We start from the raw sequence: 18,447 nt of genomic DNA on the forward strand, positions 1-18,447 counted from the left end.
CTCTTGCAAAAGTGCTTTTTGCAAGAGGTGGGAAAAGGGTAAAGGGGAAAGGCAAAATACAGAACCTTTCCCTTTCCCCGTTCCTCTTCCCCCTTTTCCCGACTTCTGCAAGAAGTCCATAGAATTGTCACAAACCCCATAGAAACTGAGAGTTGTTTTCATGAGTACCGATTTTGTCCCCCAACCGCAGAACGACGATCGCTTTCTAGAAGAAGCAATCGATTTGTTACTGTTCTTGGAGCAGGAGTTGCCTAACTATACAAAAGACAGTAACCCTGGTACAGCTTTGGCTCTCATGGAAGCTGCTCGCTCTCTGCATTCGATTGCCATAGCAGCTGAGTTAGATGCCATTGCCATAGTTGCGGTTGCACTAGAAGAGATTTTTCAGCTTTTGCATCAGTATCGAGCAACTGTCAACGCCCCCATCGCCTCCCTGTTGTCGGAAGGATTAGATTGCCTACAGATGCTGTTGATGGCATTTTTAACAGCCTCGCAAATTGACGAAGTAGAAATTCTGGAGCGGATGTCTGCCATTGTTGCTCGTCTACAAGCAGAGTTTGGCGATCGCCAACAAAGCGTTATCTCCCAGGAAACAAACCTTGAGACATCGGTAGAGCAACCGCAAGAACATCAACCAGTTATTCAGTTTGGCGATCGCTTGGCCGAGGTAGAATCTTCTGCGGCTCTACCAGAGCAAGTTATTGTTAAAGATAAAGAAAGTCTTGACAGAGAACTAATAGGTGAAACTAGCCCTCAGTCTGACAGCCTTGTTCGCGTAGATACCAAGCAGCTTCCCATCAAGGTAGGGGAACTAGCAAACCCGAAGGAGTATGGGGAAGAAGATTTTCATGCTTGGTTGGGGGATTTTTCCTTGCCTACTGAAACTTCTGTTGCATCTCTAGTTAAATCTGTTGGCGATCGCCATCCACTCTCTTTGCAAGAATCCATTTCTACCATTCTTGCAACAAGTATTCCAGCCGCTACACCCATCAATATTAAGCATCTCGAACAACTAAACGCGCTAGTTGCAACATTATTAACTACATATAATCAGCAAGCCTGTCAGGAAGAACAACAGCAACATACGATCGGGCGGTTGCTCCGACAAGTTAAACGATTACAACACCTGCTGGATAATCTACAGGAATGGTCAGGACGTTTAGCAGCAATTTCAGATACCCTTTCTCCTCTAGCTGCTTCTCGCTCTCAGCAATTATACAGTACTCTGCAATCTGTTTTGGCTGAAGCGTCTCAGGTGGCATCAACTGTTCATTCGCTTAATAACAATCATCACCAACTCAAACAAGAACTTATACAGCAGAAAAAATTACTTAACCATTCTTCCAATTTAGTCAAAAAAGTTACAACTATTCCTTTAAAAGTAGCCTTAGAACCGTTGCATCGGCTTTGGTCTCAGTTACAAGCTCTACAAGATAAGTCTGCTACACTACATTTACAAGTTAGCGATATCCAAGTCGATCGGGCATTTAGCGATCGCCTCCGTACCCTCCTGTTGCATATAAGTTGCTATTTACTAGAGCAAAGTATAGAGTCTTGCCAAACGCGCCAAGACCTTGGTAAAAATAGCAGTGGTATTATTGAAATTCAGGTTTATCAGCAAGGAAATCAACTAATTATTGATGGCTGTGATGATGGTGCAGGACTTAACTTATCTCAAATCTATCAACAAGCTTTAGCCCAAGGACTCACCCTGACAAAACCAGGGGATATCTTACAAGAACTGGTAATTGAACCAGAGGTTTCATCTGTTTTATGCGATCGCGCTGCCTTAGAGTTAGGAGTAGAATTAACTGAAGTTTGCAAACAATTAACAGCTATTCAAGGAAGAATAGTACTGAAGTCTAAAGCTGGACATGGTACAGCCTTCTCGCTCCAAATTCCCCTCGATCAAAAAATTGCTCAACTTATCGTCTGTCAAGCTAACTCCAGAGTCTATGCATTTATTGCCGATTCTGTAGAGCAGATTTGTTTATCTCAGTCCGAACAAATTATCCAAACTCAAGCGGGACGTATGTTATTTTTGCAGTCTTCTGGCACCAGTGGCTTCCTTGGTTGTGCTGATGAGGATTTAACAACAGAAATGCTCGTCCCTATCCACTTATTGACTGATGTGCTGATTTGTCCTAACCACCTTCCCACCTCAGTTACTACTTACAGCACAGATACACTAAATGCTTTCAAGCAAGATAAGCCTTTATTAGTATTTCATTACTTAGACAAACGATGTGCTTTAGAAGTAGATTGCATCATCGGCAAACAATCTTCTGCGATCCATCCTCTGGGGGAAGCAATCCCAGTTGCTGCTTATATCCAAGGAACTAGCGTTCTTGCCAATGGGCAACTTACCCTGGTTTTGGATGGTCAACTTCTCGCAAAATCTCTAACTTGAACTCAATATCTGCCGAAATGTTTGTTGCACATAAATTACAGCAGTTTGACCCCACCACTACCTAGAAAAATCTTGACGAAAAAACAAGCTAGATTAAAAAACGTCGAAACCCTTGCTATGAAAGGATTATTATGCTTTAGATGCGTTTGCCCTACGACATCCGCGACTTTGAGCAGATGCTTTAGCGGATCAAAGTTCAGCTTGAGCGATGATTTGGGAATACTATAGTTGCACAATACACGAAAATCCCAGCAATTTATAGCATGATGTTAGCATTTTTCAACTATCCCTTCTATTCAAATGGTTTTATTCCTCATGGACATTGTTACCTCTGGAAGACAAGCTTAGTTTGGTTACACATCTTATCAGATTCTTTAATTGCTCTTGCCTATTTCTCTATCCCCATAGCGCTTGTTTACTTTGTTCGGAAGCGGGAGGATTTACCCTTTAAATCAACACTTTTACTATTTGGAGCTTTTATTATCTTTTGTGGTATAACCCACATAATGGAAATTTGGACGCTTTGGTATCCAACTTATTGGCTATCTGGTTTTATAAAAGCTTTGACTGCTTTGATATCGGTTTATACAGCTTTCACATTAGTGCCGATAATTCCCCAGGCGCTAGCTTTACCAAGTCCAGCACAACTAGAAGTAGCTAACAGCCAACTAAAACTTACTCTCAAAGAACTTGCAGATACGCAAACTCAACTTATTCAAACTGAAAAAATGTCCTCTTTAGGGAAGTTAGTCGCAGGCATCGCCCATGAAATTAACAACCCTGTTAGTTTCATTTATGGTAATATCGGCATTGCGAATGAATATACTGAAAACTTATTAAAATTAATTTCAGTTTATCAACAATGCTACCCACAAGCCCTATCAAAAATTCAGATTTTAGCTGAGACGATAGAATTAGATTTTATTAAAGAAGATTTACCAAAAATGTTATCTTCAATAAAAATAGGAGCTGAACGCATCTGCGCAATTGTTTTATCATTACGAAGTTTTTCGAGGCTAGATGAAGCCGAGATAAAAAGAGTTGATGTACACGAAGGTATTAACAGCACTCTCTTAATTTTGGGAAATCAATTAAAAGGTCAAGGAAAATATCCAAACATTGAAGTTATTAAAGAATATGCTAATCTCCCTCAAGTCGATTGCTATCCTGGGCAACTTAATCAAGTATTTCTGAACCTTCTGACTAATGCCATTGATACTTTGAGAGAGTCAATCGTCGGTTGTTCGATGCCAGAGAGCAATATTATAAGCGCTGAAAATGAGCAACCAACGAATAACAATCCCCAAATCCGCATTGTCACTGAAGTTTTAGATAGCCATCAAGTAATGATTCGAGTTATTGACAATGGCTGCGGGATGACAGAAGAAGTAAGGCAAAAAATCTTTGACCCTTTCTTTACAACTAAACCTGTTGGCTCAGGTACAGGTTTAGGAATGTCAATTAGCTATCAAATTGTAGATAAACATGGTGGTCAGTTGAAGTGTATTACACAACCACTTCAAGGAACAGAGTTTCAAATCCAGATTCCGATTAGGAGCAAGCTCTATTGAAGGTACATTCGATCTGCTCGCTAAAAGTAGATGCAAGTTATCCTTGATACAATATAAAAGTAATACTTTCATAGGCTATTGAATAAGCCTACCATTATTGCAGCATTTTTACTACTAATCCCCTAATTGTCAAATTGGTATGTACAGCAGATAAGCTGAAAAAGGAATCTACCAGCAGCAAAGATTTGAAAAGGCTTTCAGCTTAAGTTGATACCAATGACTACACCCCAATACTTGCAACCCCATATCCTTGCTCCTTTTCCAGATACCATGAAAAGTCAGGGGCGTTTAGCCCATTCTGGCTTCTGATATCATGTCCGCCTAATTAGTTATGATTTCCACAGTCATTGCACCCCACACGCCAGATGCTCCACTTGGGGAGACCCCAAGACCGCACTGGCTCCCCTTAATCCCCTCCCCGCTCTTCGGGAGGGGAGACGAAGCGTAGCTTTGGCGGGGTGGGGTTCTTCGGGTTTAGTAAGTAATCAAGCGAACATGATATGACTCCTGAATTCTTTCTTCTTAAATTAAAAACTACTCTTGCTGAAAATAGACAAGAGCAGTTTTTAATAGCAAAGCCCAACATAAAAATTTAGGCATCTTCAAGTTCAAATTGAGCCACCGTAACAGCATTAAAAGCGAAAGCTAAAACTAATGGCATCGGCGACTGAAACCAAAAGGTAAAAATAACAGCTAAAATTGTGCCAGTTACCGCGGACATTGACCACAATCGCTCTTCAAAAGTCAGTCCTTTTTCGGCTTTAATCAATCTGAGAACATGAACTGGAATTGGCTCCGGCATTACCCCACCCGGAGGGAAAGCCCAGAAGTTGTTACGTCGCTCAACAAATAAATCTGTCCAGCCATTTTCTTGGCACCATGCCTCGATCCATTGAAGTGAGTAATGATTCATCATCGGGTTTCAGAGTTCGGTTTGTGGAAGTTGTGTGCTTGGTGAATGTAAACTCTTAGAGATTCCTGAAGAACTAAACTAATCGCTATAAAATTAACGCTAATTATCGAACTTTAAGCTTTCTTAAGCAGTTGAGACGCATATAATTTCGCTCAAACCTTGCTTTCATTAATTAAAAGACTAACAGTTGATCGGGGCTGTTGAATTTAAATGACAACAAACTTTACTTGAAAAATGGAAAGTCAAGAATTGTAAATAAATCAGTGAGTATTACTGCTCAATAAAACTCTTGATATCTTGAAATTCAAAGCTCCAAATGAAGAATTGTAAATAAGTCAACAAAGATAGGCATAGCCCATAGGAAACATTGCTTTATTCAGCTAAATTATTCCTTGAGAGTTAGGAATTTCAAGTTTTATCTTCATCAAGAGCGGTAACTTAAGCTCCCCGTCTCTGTTTTGCTAAAGCTTGCTTGATGTAACAAGTAATTTATACTCAGTCATTGCAATCTGTATTGTATTTAATAATTATTGTTCTGGATATCTAATTTTAGTGCGATCGCAGATTGTTACTCTCTACCTCAAGTAGCAGGGATAATTTTGCTAAAGTAAGAAGTTTATGCTCTTTTTGCGTTACAAAATATTAAGCAACGGCAATACACGTTCTCCAAGTCCAGTAGCAAGGCTGCGAGTCTCAATTAGTACGATCCAGTCTTGCTAATATTCAAATGCGGTAATTAAATGCGGCGATTATACACTAAATTGGCTCTCAATATATTTTGGCGGCAAGGGTTGGCATTCCTTCTGGGAATTATTATCTGGTGTGTGGCCGATCCAGCAGTGGCAGTAGACTGGACTCATCCATTGTCATTTAGCAATGCAGAGTTATCAAGACGTGATTTTTCTGGACAGAGTTTGCAAGCTGCGGAGTTTTCTAACGCCAATATGGAATTGATTAACTTTACAAACGCTGACTTACGCGGAGCAGTTATGAGCGCTTCAGTGATGACAAAAGCAAATCTCCATGGAGCGGATTTAACGAATGCAATGGTCGATCAGGTAAACTTGACTAAGGCAGATTTGAGCGATGTAGTTTTCAAAGAAGCTCTTTTGCTCCGCGCCATATTTAATGATGTAAATATAGACGGTGCAGATTTTACAGATGCAATTTTGGATAGAGCGCAAATTAAAGAACTGTGCGAAAAAGCCAGTGGTGTGAATTCCAAAACAGGCGTGCAAACTCGTGATTCTCTAGGATGTCAATGAAGCGTGTTGGTGTAATTGGTGGCGGACAACTAGCCTGGATGATGGCGGATGCAGCAGAGAAGCTAGGAGTAGAATTAGTAGTACAAACTCCAAGCGTTCACGACCCGGCTGTGTCAATCGCTCAGGAAACTGTTTTTGCGCCAGTTGATGATGCAAGTGCTACGAAAATATTAGCTCAAAAATGTGATGTCATCACCTTTGAAAATGAATTTGTTAACCTGCAAGCTTTATCTGGTTTAGCACAGCAAGGCGTTTGTTTCCGTCCTAAATTAGAAGCTTTAGCTCCTCTTTTAGATAAATATGATCAGCGTTGCTATTTACGTGATTTGGGCTTACCAGTTCCTCAATTTTTCGCTCTTGAGGAGGTGGAAAATATTCAATCCAAAATAGAATATCTAGGTTTTCCAGCAGTTCTGAAATCCCGCCGTCATGGTTATGACGGTCAAGGTACTTTCATAATTCAGGATTTTGCTGCTTTAGAACAAAAGCTAAGTCATGAAACCATAACAAAGACTTTAAATCAATCACTTTTCTTGGTAGAAGAATTTGTCCCCTTTGAAAGAGAACTAGCAATAATTGCAGCTCGTTCTGTAGAGGGAGAAATTGTCACTTACCCAGTAGTGGAAACCCAACAAGAACAACAAGTATGTCGGTGGGTGATTGCACCAGCCGAGATTGCGCCTAATCAGGTAGCAGAAATCCAAGCGATCGCACATACTCTATTAAATAGCCTAGAAGTAGTGGGAATTTTTGGAATTGAGCTATTTCTCACGGCTGATGGCAAAGTACTGGTAAATGAAATTGCACCACGTACCCACAATTCTGGACATTTTTCTCTTGACGCTTGCGAAACATCTCAGTTTGAGCAACACCTCCGAGCCGTTTGTGGTTTACCTTTAGGGAATCCGGCTTTACAATGCGCGGGTGCTGTAATGGTCAACCTACTGGGGTATGAAAATTCTTATAGCGACTACCAAAGCCAGCGTCAACAAATAGCAGAAATTCCCCAAGCGCACGTTCACTGGTATGGGAAGACAGAATCACGTCCTGGGCGGAAGTTAGGGCATGTCACTGTTTTGCTGGATAATCACGATACAGAATCGGCAGGTGTATACGCCAACAACATCGCCCACAGCATAGAATCTATCTGGTATCGCAGGTAAATAGATCAGAAAGTTTCGATATTGAACACACAACATCTTTTGAAAAGCTATAATGAGTGAGTTGCACTACGACGTTGGTGACTGCCATCAAGTTTTTTGATCTATGCCTTTAATGACAAGGGAGTCAACTGTTCTCGTGGCAGTATACCGGGCATGTACCCGGAAACTTTAAACGAGGAATTTAGGTTCCCACCTGGATAAACCCAGGTCATAAACTTAGGTAAAACGGCGTCGCGGTGAACTTAAAATTATTAGCTCCCAAAGTCAGTTAGAATTTGGGGGCTTTAATTATTTCAATCAATTTAAAATCAGCGAACTGACAGTAAAGATTGCGATGTTTTTGGGAAACCTAGATACTGAGGTTTCAAGAATTAAGCCCTATGGTCAGCATTCCCGGATATCAAGTTAGCAAAGAACTCTACAACGGTTCTCGAACCTTGGTTTATCGCGCTAATCGAGAAACTGACCAAAAATCTGTAGTGATTAAGCTGATGAAAACTGCTTATCCCAGCTTCAGCGAATTGGTACAGTTTCGCAACCAGTTCACCATTGCCAAAAATTTGAATCTACCTGGAATCATCCAAACCTATAGTCTGGAACCCTATCAGAATGGCTATGTGTTAGTGATGGAAGACTTTGGGGGAATTTCTTTGAAGGAATGGGGACTTGTACTGAGCGTTCGCGTAGCGTCTCGTAGAGAAGCCGAAGTAGTCGGGGGAAGGGTAGAATCTCTGATAGAGTTTTTACAAATTGCGATCGCACTGTGCAATACATTAGATATTCTAATTCGTCATCGGATCATTCACAAAGATATTAAACCCGCCAATATTTTAATTAATCCAGAAACTAAAGAAGTTAAATTAATTGACTTTAGTATTGCATCTCTACTGCCACGGGAAACTCAAGTACTGATGAGTCCTAATGTGCTAGAAGGGACACTCGGCTATTTGTCTCCAGAGCAAACTGGACGGATGAATCGGGGAATTGACTACCGAACTGATTTTTATTCACTGGGTGTAACTTTTTACGAGTTATTAACAGGGCAATTACCATTTAAATCGCACGAGCCGATGGAATTGGTACATTGTCATATTGCCAAACTTCCGTCTTTAGTGCATGAGATTAATCCACAAATTGCGCCTGTACTCTCATCTATTGTCAGCAAATTGATGGCAAAAAATGCCGAAGACCGCTATCAGAGTGCATTTGGGCTGAAATATGATTTACAAAATTGTTTAGACCAGCTAAAAGAAACAGGGGAAATTGCCAGTTTTCCAATTGCCCAACGGGATGTGTGCGATCGCTTCATTATCCCAGAAAAACTCTATGGTCGCGAGCATGAAGTTGAGACTCTGCTTAAAGCATTTGACCGCGTTACCAACAATCAGACGGAATTAATGCTGGTAGCTGGTTTTTCTGGTATTGGTAAAACTGCTTTAGTCAACGAGGTTCACAAACCCATTGTCCGACAAAGGGGTTACTTTATAAAAGGCAAATATGACCAATTTAATCGTAATATTCCTTTCTCAGCTTTTGTGCTGGCGTTTCGAGACTTAATGGGACAATTGCTTAGTGAAAGTGATACTCAATTGTCAACTTGGAAAAGTAAAATTTTACAAGTGCTGGGTGATCAGGGGCAAGTTATTCTTGAAGTAATTCCAGAACTAGAACAAATTATTGGTCAACAACCACCTGCAACGGAACTTTCACCAAGTGCAGCACAAAATCGCTTCAATTTACTCTTCCAAAAGTTCATTCAGGTATTCACCACAAAAGAACATCCATTAGTAATTTTCCTAGATGATTTGCAGTGGGCTGATTCTGCATCACTCAAATTGATGCAGTTGTTGATAAGCGAGTCAGGAAGTGGCTCATTACTTTTAATTGGGGCTTATCGAGACAATGAAGTATCTACCGCGCATCCGTTGATGTTAACTTTAACGGATATTCGCAAAGCTAATGCCACAATTCATAGCATTACTTTAGCCCCGTTAAGTAAAGCTAGTTTAAATCAATTGCTGGTTGATACTTTGAGTTGTTCAGTTGAAACTGCCCAACCTCTAACGCGACTCATCTATCAAAAAACTCAGGGAAATCCATTTTTTATAACGCAATTTCTCAAAGCATTGTATGAAGAGGGACTAATTAGTTTTAATTTGGAACAAGGATACTGGCAATGTGATATTTCTGCTGTGAAGGCACTTGCTCTGACAGATGATGTAGTAGAGTTTGTAGCACTACAGTTGCAGAAATTGCCAACAACAACGCAAAATGTATTGAAATTAGCCGCGTGCATTGGCAACCAGTTTGATTTGCGAACCTTAGCAATTGTTTCTGAACAATCGGAAACCGAAACGGCAGCATCTTTATGGAAAGCTTTGCAAGAAGGATTAGTTTTACCTACTACTGAAGTTTATAAATTCTTTCAATATAGTGGAGATGATTCTGACTCAAATCCATTAAATTGTGATTTCCAAGTCCCCATCTACAAATTTTTACACGACCGTGTGCAACAAGCTGCCTATTCTCTGATTCCAGGTGAGCAAAGACAATTTACCCATCTTAAAATTGGTCAATTACTCTTACAAAATACCTCTAAATCACAGCAAGAAGAGCGAATTTTTGAGATTGTCAGTCAGTTAAATCGGGGAATATTGCTAATTAGCCAGCCGACTGAACGTCAACAATTAGCTCAGTTAAATCTGAATGCTGGTCGAAAAGCAAAAGAAGCTACCGCTTATAGTGCAGCAATTCATTACTTGTATTCTGGAATGCAGCTGCTACCGATTAATAGTTGGGAAATCGCCTACGAATTGACTCGAAGTTTATACGAAGAAGCAGCCGAAGCTGCTTTTCTCAACAATGAATTTGAGCAGATGGAATCTCTTATCCAGGTTGTCATCGAAGAAACAACCACTTTACTGGATAGAGTGAAAGTTTATGAAGTGCAACTCCAAGCTTATCAGGTGCGGAATCAATCATTCAAAGCGATCGCAACTGGACGCGAACTTCTGGCTCAACTTGGGGTAACATTACCTGAATCAGTAACACCTCCAGAGATTCAGCAATATGTATTCAACACGCTCTCGACTTTGGCAGCCAGAAGTATTGAGGGCTTAGTTGATTTGCCATTGATGGATGATACCAAAGCTTTGGTTGCTTTGCGGATTATGGCTAGCATTGCTCCCGCCATCCACCAAACTGCCCCTTATCTGTTCCCAATTATTGCCTGCGAAGAAGTGAATTTATCTCTTAAATACGGCAATGCACCACTCTCTGCACCAGGGTATGCAGATTTTGGAATTGTACTTAATATTTGTAACCAACTAGAGTTAGGCTACGAATTTGGCCAGCTAGCTTTAATGCTTGTGGATAGATTTCAAGCAAAATCTGTTCAAAGCATGACTATATTTAAGGTGGCTGCATTGAATCAATGTAATAAACAACATGTTCGCACTTCAATTAGTTTATTACAAGAATCCCATAGTCTTGGATTAGAAACAGGCGATTTTTTTCATGTGCTGTCATCGATGATTTTCAAGTTATTCTATGTTTATTTAAGTGGCACAGAAATTTTGGAACTTCTCTTGGCAGATATTAAAGCCTATGAGTCTAATTTTGCCCAAAATCAGCGCTTATTAACTTGGTCGAATCTAATCTGTCAAAGCATTAATAATTTAACCGAATCTAGCGATAATCTAGAGAACTTCATTGGTGAAGATTATCAAGAACAACTTTTATCTGCGCTCCTCCAAGAAAAGGACGAATTAACACTCCATATATTTTTCTTAAGTAAGTTAACACTCAGTTATTTGTTTGAGAATTTTTCTGCGGCGGTTGAGAATGCAAATCAGGGAGAGCAATACCTCAACGGTGGCATAGGAATGCTATCTGTGCCTGTTTTCTACTATTACGATTCTTTATCTCGGCTGGCTGTCTATCCAACGGCTGAACCGTCTCAACAGGAGCAATTACTCTTAAAGGTTGGCGAAAATCAAGAAAAATTGCAGTTTCGAGCCAAATTTGCACCGATGAATTTTCAGCACAAATTTGATTTGGTGGAAGCAGAACGCCATCGGGTTCTGAGCGAAAAAATGGCAGCAATGGAACTGTACGATCGCGCCATAACTCTTGCAAAAGAAAACGAATATATCCAAGAAGAAGCCTTGAGCAATGAGCTTGCTGCCAAGTTCTACCTCGAATGGGGCAAAGAAAAAATCGCCCAAGTTTATATGCAAGAAGCTTATTACTGCTATGCTCGTTGGGGTGCTAAAGCCAAAACTGAAGACTTAGAAAAACGCTATCCTCAACTCCTGGCTCCCATCTTGCAAGGGCAGCATCATCGCTTTCAACTGAGTTCAACTGTCGATGCGTCATCATTTCCACATCAAACCATCCACACAAACCTTTCTAGCAGCAGTATTTCTGAAGCCCTCGATTTTTCCACCATCTTTAAAGTCTCACAAGCTCTTTCCAGTGAAATTCAACTAGAGCAATTACTTACTACCCTGTTGCAAGTGGTGATGGAAAATGCTGGAGCAAAAAAAGCTGCCCTACTTGTACTCGAACAGGGCAACTTAGTGGTTAAAGCTGTTGCCACCATTAATGAAGGGGTGACTCTAGTATCTGTACCATTGTCAAGCAGCCAAAACATTCCGATCGCATTGGTAAACTATGTCAAACACAGCTTAAAAACTGTGGTGCTGGATGATGCAACAGTAAAAAACGATTTTACTACTGACCAATATTTGATGCAGCAACAACCCAAGAGTGTGTTGTGTACGCCGATTTTGCATCATGGCCAATTAATCGGGTTACTATATCTGGAAAATAAGTTGACGATTGGCGCATTTACAAGCGATCGCACTGAAGTAATTCAACTGTTATGCGCTCAAGCCGCCATCTCTCTAGAAAATGCCCGCCTTTATCAAGAATCTCAAAATTATGCCCATCAACTAGAGCAATCCCTAGCTCAACTTCGTGTTACCGAAGCCCGCTTTCAGAAACTCGCTGATAATATTCCTGGGGCAATTTACCAACTACGTTTAAATCCTGACGGTTCAGCTTCAATGCCTTACGTCAGTTCTGGCTGCTACAACCTTTATGAGGTGACAGCAGAAGAAATAATGACAGGAACGCAAAGTCTCCGTTCTCTGGAACATCCAGATGATTTTGCCAGCATTCAGCAGGCGATGATTTACTCTGCTGAAAATATCACACCATTTCGACACGAATGGCGAATTATCACACCTTCAGGAACCGTGAAATGGCTTCAAGGTGCATCCCAACCAGAGCGACAAGCTGATGGCTCGATTATATGGGATGGCGTAATCATAGATATTAGCGAACGCAAACTTGCTGAAGCCGCACTACAAGAATCTGAAGCTGATTTACGGCACAAATCTCAGGATTTAGAAGAAGCGCTGCAAAATTTCCAACAAGCCCAATTACAAATGGTGCAAAATGAAAAAATGGCAACCTTGGGCAACTTGGTTGCAGGGGTGGCACATGAAATTAATAATCCTATTGGATTTCTCAAAGGCAGTGTCAACAATGCCGAAGAGTATATTCAAGACTTACTCGCTCATATCCAATGCTACCAAGAACATTATCCTAATCCAGCGATCGCAGTCATTGAGCATAGCGAAGAAATTGACCTAGAATTCCTGACTAAGGATTTACCAAAGCTAGTAGGCTCGATGAAAGTAGCTTCAGGACGGATTGAAGACATTAGTACCAGCCTTCGCACCTTCTCCAGAGCCGATACAACCGAAAAAGTTGCTTGTAATCTCCATGAAGGGATTGAGAGTACCCTGTTGATTTTGAAGTATCGCCTCAAAGCTAACGAAAAACGTCCAGCAATTGAAGTTATCACTGAATACGGTAAATTACCACCAGTTAAGTGCTTTTTAGGACAATTAAATCAAGTATTTATGAACATCCTGGCTAACGCAATTGATGCCTTAGATACATCCATTGAAGGGCGTTATTTTGCTCAAGTGGAAGCCGAACCTCAGCAAATACTGATTCACACCGAAGTATCCAGTGACCAAAAGATAGTGAAAATTCGCATCAAAGATAACGGTCAGGGAATACCAGAGGAGACTAGAGCAAGGATCTTCGACCACCTATTTACAACTAAAGAGGTTGGCAAAGGTACGGGATTGGGACTCGCGATCGCTCGTCAAATTGTCGAAGAAACCCATGATGGGCGGTTGAGTTGCAATTCTGTGCTTGGCGAAGGAACAGAATTTGTCATTGAGATTCCAGTATTTTAACTAATTTGCGATTTTCCTTTCAATGCATAACGCTTCTAATTTTTCGGTAATCTGGAGAACAGCAATCGCATAATTCTTCTAAATCTGTATAACTTGATTCTAAATGAGGTAGCGTTCAGAGTTAGAATGACACAATTGCGTTAAATTGTGGTCAAAACTACAAAAAATTGTTAAAACAACTAACTAATACCGTATTTCCAGCCTCGATCTTCCGACTAGACAGTGGTTTAACTTTTATTCATCAAGAAATTCCCACTACTCCTGTAGTTGTGGCGGATGTTTGGGTGCGTGCTGGAGCCAGCTTAGAGCCAAAACCGTGGTTTGGCATGGCACACTTTTTAGAACACATGATTTTTAAAGGTACGGCGACGCTACCCCCTGGAATGTTCGATTCCAAAGTTGAAAACCGGGGTGGCGTGAGTAATGCGGCGACAAGCTATGATTATGCTCATTATTCACTCACTACAGCTGCCCCTTATTTAAAAGATACTCTGCCCTACTTGGGAGAACTACTACTCAATGCGGCAATTCCAGAAGATGAATTTAGCCGGGAACGGGATGTAGTCCTAGAGGAAATTCGCTCATGTCAGGACGATTCCGACTGGATAGGATTTCAAGCTTTAATTCAAAGCATCTATCCGCATCACCCTTACGGACGTTCGGTGTTGGGTACCGAGCAAGAACTGATGCAGCAATCGCCAGAAGCAATGCGCTGTTTTCATCACGCTCACTATCAGCCGGAAAACATGACGGTGGTAATTGCTGGGGGTATTGCCCAGCAACCAGCTTGGGAAATGGTAAATCATTCATTTGCTGATTTTGCCGAACGCTCGAATTGTCCGCAGTTTGAGAAAGTGACAAAGCCAGCGATCGCCGGAATTCACCGTCAAGAACTGTGTTTACCACGCATAGAGCAAGCGCGATTGTTGATGGCGTGGCTGGTACCCGGAGTAGATGATATCCGTACTGGCTATGGTTTAGATTTTTTGTCAGTGTTATTGGCAGAAGGACGGAGTTCGCGTTTAGTGCGTGATTTACGAGAAGATTTGCAATTGGTACAGGGAATTTGCAGTAGTTTTTCTCTACAACGAGAATCAAGTTTATTTACAATTACTGCCTGGTTAGAACCAGAAAATCTGGAGAAAGTTGAATCTTTAATTTGCGCTCATTTGGATGATTTGCAGACTATAGGAATTAGCGAACAAGAACTTGCCCGCACACGCAGGTTGCTATGTAATGAGTATGCGTTTTCTACCGAAACACCAAATCAACTTACAGGGCTTTATGGATATTACAATACCATTGCCCAAGCGGAATTAGCTGTGACATATCCCCAGCAGATTCAGTCATTTGATGCCCAAGAATTGCAAAAATTAGCTAAACAGTATCTATCGCCACAGAATTACGCAGTTACGATACTTAAACCATGTTAGTCATTAGTTATTAGTCATTACCAAAAGACGAATGACAAAAGACAAATGACAAAAGACAAAAGACAAATGACAAAGGACAAATGATAAATGACAACCTTGCTGCAAAAATCACCCATCCATCGCACCGTATTGAACAATGGACTTGTTGTGCTGGTGGCAGAAAATCCGGCTGCGGACATTATTGCAGCGCGAATCTTTGTGCGTGCTGGTAGTTGTAACGAAAACCGGGAGCAAGCAGGATTGGCACATTTGTTATCAGCAGTGATGACAAAAGGATGTGATGGACTTTCTAGCTTGGAAATTGCAGAAAAAGTTGAGTCTGTAGGGGCGAGTTTGAGTGCGGATGCTGGCACTGATTATTTTTTGCTATCTTTCAAAACGGTAACATCCGATTTTGGGGAAATTTTAACATTGGCAGGGCGGATTTTGCGATCGCCGACTTTTCCCGAAACTCAAGTGGAACTAGAACGGCGTTTAGCACTCCAAGATATTCGTTCCCAAAAAGAGCAACCGTTCAATGTCGCCTTTGAACAAATGCGACAGGTAATGTACCAAAATCATCCCTACTCGATGTCAGTGCTAGGAGATGAAACCACTATGAGCCGCTTAAGTCGTGCAGATTTAGTGGAGTATCATCAAACTTATTTCCGCCCAGATAATGTAGTAATTAGCATTGCTGGGAGAGTCACACCCACAGATGCAGCAACGTTGGTGGAAGAAGTTTTTGCTGATTGGCAAGCGCCAGCCCAAGCACTACCAATACTGAATTTACCTGAGATTAAGATAGAACCGCAGGTAAGGCTCAAGCCAGTACAGACACAGCAATCAATCGTGATGCTTGGTTATTTAGGAACATCAGTGAATTCTGTAGACTACCCTCCATTAAAATTGCTGTGTACCTACTTGGGAAATGGGCTTTCTAGCCGCTTGTTCGTCGAATTGCGGGAAAAACGAGGTTTAGCTTACGAAGTATCTGCCTTTTACTCCACAAGGCTCTTTCCAGCGTCCTTTGTAGTTTATATCGGTACAGCACCGGAGAATACCAGCATTGCCCTAGAAGGACTGCGTACAGAAGTAGATTTATTGTGTACTACTGAAGTATCCGAAAGCGCACTCCAAGCTGCTAAAAACAAGATATTGGGGCAATACGCTTTAGGTAAACAAACGAACGGGCAAATTGCTCAGATATACGGCTGGTATGAAATTTTGGGCTTAGGAATTGATTTTGACACCAAGTTTCAAGAATTGATTGCGGCGGTGAGTGCCAAGGATGCGATCGCTTCAGCCTGTAAGTATTTAAAAGAGCCTTACTTGTCTTTGGTTGGTCAAGAAGAAGCAATTAATCGAGCGATCGCGAACTGAGAATGTGCCGCAGCCACGCCCGTCGGACATATTGTAAAATGCAGCAGCTGTTTTTTAGACCAAGCGGCTGTACCATTAGCATGAGAATATTCTGGGAGTGAATTCCATGCAACGCAGCCTGACAGCAAGTATTTTGAGTTACTTAAAATTACTATATCCAACTGTAAATCGCTGTAAAATGGAAAAACGGCCAAAGAGGTCTAAATCTTTATCAGCCATTGAAATACTCTTGTTTTCCGCTACGCCTCTGCTCATTGCCTCAACGACTCTAGTATCAATAGCAGCGCCACAAAAAATTGCCCAAGTAAATCCTCAAGATAGTATTAACCGTCCTAGCCTGAAAGTTGGTAGCCAAGGCGAACGTGTATCTGAACTTCAGGCAGCTCTAAAACTTTTGGGTTTTTATTCTGGTGCAGTAGATGGTATTTATAGTGAGAATACAGCTAGTGCTGTTTCTCGGTTTAAACAAGCAGCTGGCTTGAATCCAGATGGCGTTGTTGATGCCAGCACTTGGCAACGACTTTTTCCTAATCAGCCAGTAGCAGCATCAATCGTCCCTTCATCCCAGCCAAGATTTAACTCAGCTACAAATTTTCCTGTTCCCACCCAGGCTAGTAACCTCACCAACGTTGCAAATCCCAACCCCAACCCTCCGAGACAAGCTGTAACACAAGTTCCGACCAGACTAGAACCAAGACCTAGTACCCCAAAAAAAGCTGTAACACAAGTTCCGACCAGACCAAAACCTACTCCTCCAAAAAAAGCTGTAACCCAAGTTACGACCAACCCTGAACCAAGACCTGCTACTCCCAGAAAAACTACGACTTCTAGCACACAGAAACCGCCGAAGCGTACTACATCAACTACTAGAACTCAGTCAAACACAACTACAAAACGAACTCCTGGTATTCAATACACCTCAGAAGGATTACCAATTTTGCGTATAGGATTACGTGGTTCTGAAGTTGTTAAGTTGCAACAACAACTGAAAAAGCTTGGTTTCTTGAAAGGTAATGCCGATGGAGACTTTGGCGAGACAACCGAAGCAGCGGTAAAAGCAGCACAAAAGCGCTATGGCTTAGAACCTGACGGTGTAGTTGGTGGCTCTACCTGGGAGGTTCTTTTGCGGCGTTAGGTTTCCCTACTCTTAAAGCTTTGAATAGGGTGTGATATCGTGTCCGATTAAAGACTTATCATTAAGACCGCAGAGGGGCAGCACTTCGGCTTCCTTCTCTACGAGAGGCTGCGCCAACGATTACGCTACCTCGGCTTTGCTCGGCACAAGTCAGGGCAAGTCGCTCAGTGGCCGAGGGGCAGAAGGGAAGGGTTTTTGGTCTTTTTGCATAGATTCGGGAATTATAACTAATTAGCCGGACATGATATGAAAGTTAATGTTTTAAAAATCTAGAATTTAGATTCTTAGCGCCTTTGCGTCAGCAGTCGCTCATGGGGAGCCAGTCCGTTCCGGGGGTTCCCCCCGTTCTAGGAACTGGCGTGGAAACCCCAGACGCTCTCTACAAGACGCTACGCCAACGCGATTAATATACCCCGTGATTTCAGTCACTTCAAACGGCTGAAACTCTCATTATGTTATTCAAAGGATCGAGCTTGAAAGTTTTTGAAGGCTCCAATCTCAGTACAAATGTTTCAAAATGCGAATTGCTATCTATGTTCAGCCTCAGTCGCATTGTTACAAAACTTGTGAATAATGCCTACAAATATACGCCATCAAAGGGAATCATTACAGTGTTAGCCAGAGTTGAGAAGTCAGCACGGGCTAAACCTTAGCTATCCGCTAACAGCATCTTTTCACTCCTTGTTAAAGTCAGCAACACCGGAGTTTAAATTAACTTGGAAGAAAAATCCTGCATCTTTGATCAGTTCTACCGCATTCTCAACCACGATCCCTGGAAATATAGCGGTAGTGGCTTGAAACTAACACTGATCGAGAAGTTGGTGGAACAAATCGCTGGCGCGATCGCGGCGGAAAGCACCATCAAAAACACCTGTTTCACCGTCAAATTGGCGATCGCACCTCAATAAAAATAAAAC

The 18,447-nt window shown here is 41.6% G+C and carries 10 protein-coding genes and 1 other RNA gene; 10 read left to right on the forward strand and 1 reads right to left on the reverse strand.

Annotation, left to right across the window (positions count from 1 at the left end):
- Window positions 1-160 precede the first annotated feature (160 nt).
- Window positions 161-2,410, forward strand: coding sequence for a chemotaxis protein CheW (locus RMY27_RS09375; RefSeq protein ID WP_322662514.1), 2,250 nt, complete (start codon window positions 161-163; stop codon window positions 2,408-2,410).
- Window positions 2,411-2,916: 506 nt separating this feature from the next.
- Window positions 2,917-3,981: a sensor histidine kinase gene (locus RMY27_RS09380; RefSeq protein WP_416212322.1), complete on the forward strand. Its 1,065-nt coding sequence runs from the start codon at window positions 2,917-2,919 to the stop codon at window positions 3,979-3,981.
- Between the two features lie 592 nt (window positions 3,982-4,573).
- Here the strand turns inward: RMY27_RS09380 and RMY27_RS09385 are convergent.
- The gene (locus RMY27_RS09385; protein WP_322662516.1) at window positions 4,574-4,897 is read right to left on the reverse strand and encodes a hypothetical protein; all 324 of its coding nucleotides are present in this window, start codon (window positions 4,895-4,897) and stop codon (window positions 4,574-4,576) included.
- 737 nt (window positions 4,898-5,634) lie between these two features.
- On the opposite strand from RMY27_RS09385, the gene RMY27_RS09390 reads away from it, so the two are divergent.
- From RMY27_RS09390 to RMY27_RS09425, 8 genes are all read left to right on the forward strand, one after another.
- Complete coding sequence (locus tag RMY27_RS09390; protein WP_322662518.1) at window positions 5,635-6,159, forward strand: pentapeptide repeat-containing protein; 525 nt, start codon at window positions 5,635-5,637, stop codon at window positions 6,157-6,159.
- Window positions 6,156-7,322, forward strand: a complete 1,167-nt coding sequence (locus RMY27_RS09395) for a 5-(carboxyamino)imidazole ribonucleotide synthase (protein ID WP_322662520.1) — start codon at window positions 6,156-6,158, stop codon at window positions 7,320-7,322. The genes RMY27_RS09390 and RMY27_RS09395 overlap by 4 nt, the downstream gene beginning before the upstream one ends.
- A gap of 60 nt (window positions 7,323-7,382) precedes the next feature.
- A non-coding RNA gene (ssrS, locus tag RMY27_RS09400) (6S RNA) lies at window positions 7,383-7,566 on the forward strand.
- Window positions 7,567-7,702: 136 nt separating this feature from the next.
- A complete protein-coding gene (locus RMY27_RS09405) occupies window positions 7,703-13,600 on the forward strand; it encodes an AAA family ATPase (RefSeq protein ID WP_322662521.1) in 5,898 nt (1,965 codons plus the stop codon).
- 167 nt (window positions 13,601-13,767) lie between these two features.
- Entirely contained in the window at window positions 13,768-15,033 is a 1,266-nt protein-coding gene (locus RMY27_RS09410) for a pitrilysin family protein (protein ID WP_322662523.1), read from the forward strand.
- A gap of 87 nt (window positions 15,034-15,120) precedes the next feature.
- A complete protein-coding gene (locus RMY27_RS09415; protein ID WP_322662524.1) occupies window positions 15,121-16,395 on the forward strand; it encodes a pitrilysin family protein in 1,275 nt (424 codons plus the stop codon).
- 178 nt (window positions 16,396-16,573) lie between these two features.
- Entirely contained in the window at window positions 16,574-17,530 is a 957-nt protein-coding gene (locus RMY27_RS09420) for a peptidoglycan-binding domain-containing protein (RefSeq protein WP_322662526.1), read from the forward strand.
- Window positions 17,531-18,246: 716 nt separating this feature from the next.
- A complete protein-coding gene (locus tag RMY27_RS09425) occupies window positions 18,247-18,438 on the forward strand; it encodes an ATP-binding protein (RefSeq protein WP_322662528.1) in 192 nt (63 codons plus the stop codon).
- Window positions 18,439-18,447: the final 9 nt, after the last annotated feature.

Source organism: Nostoc sp. DedQUE09 (genome assembly GCF_034530915.1).
In the GTDB taxonomy this organism is placed as follows: domain Bacteria; phylum Cyanobacteriota; class Cyanobacteriia; order Cyanobacteriales; family Nostocaceae; genus Nostoc.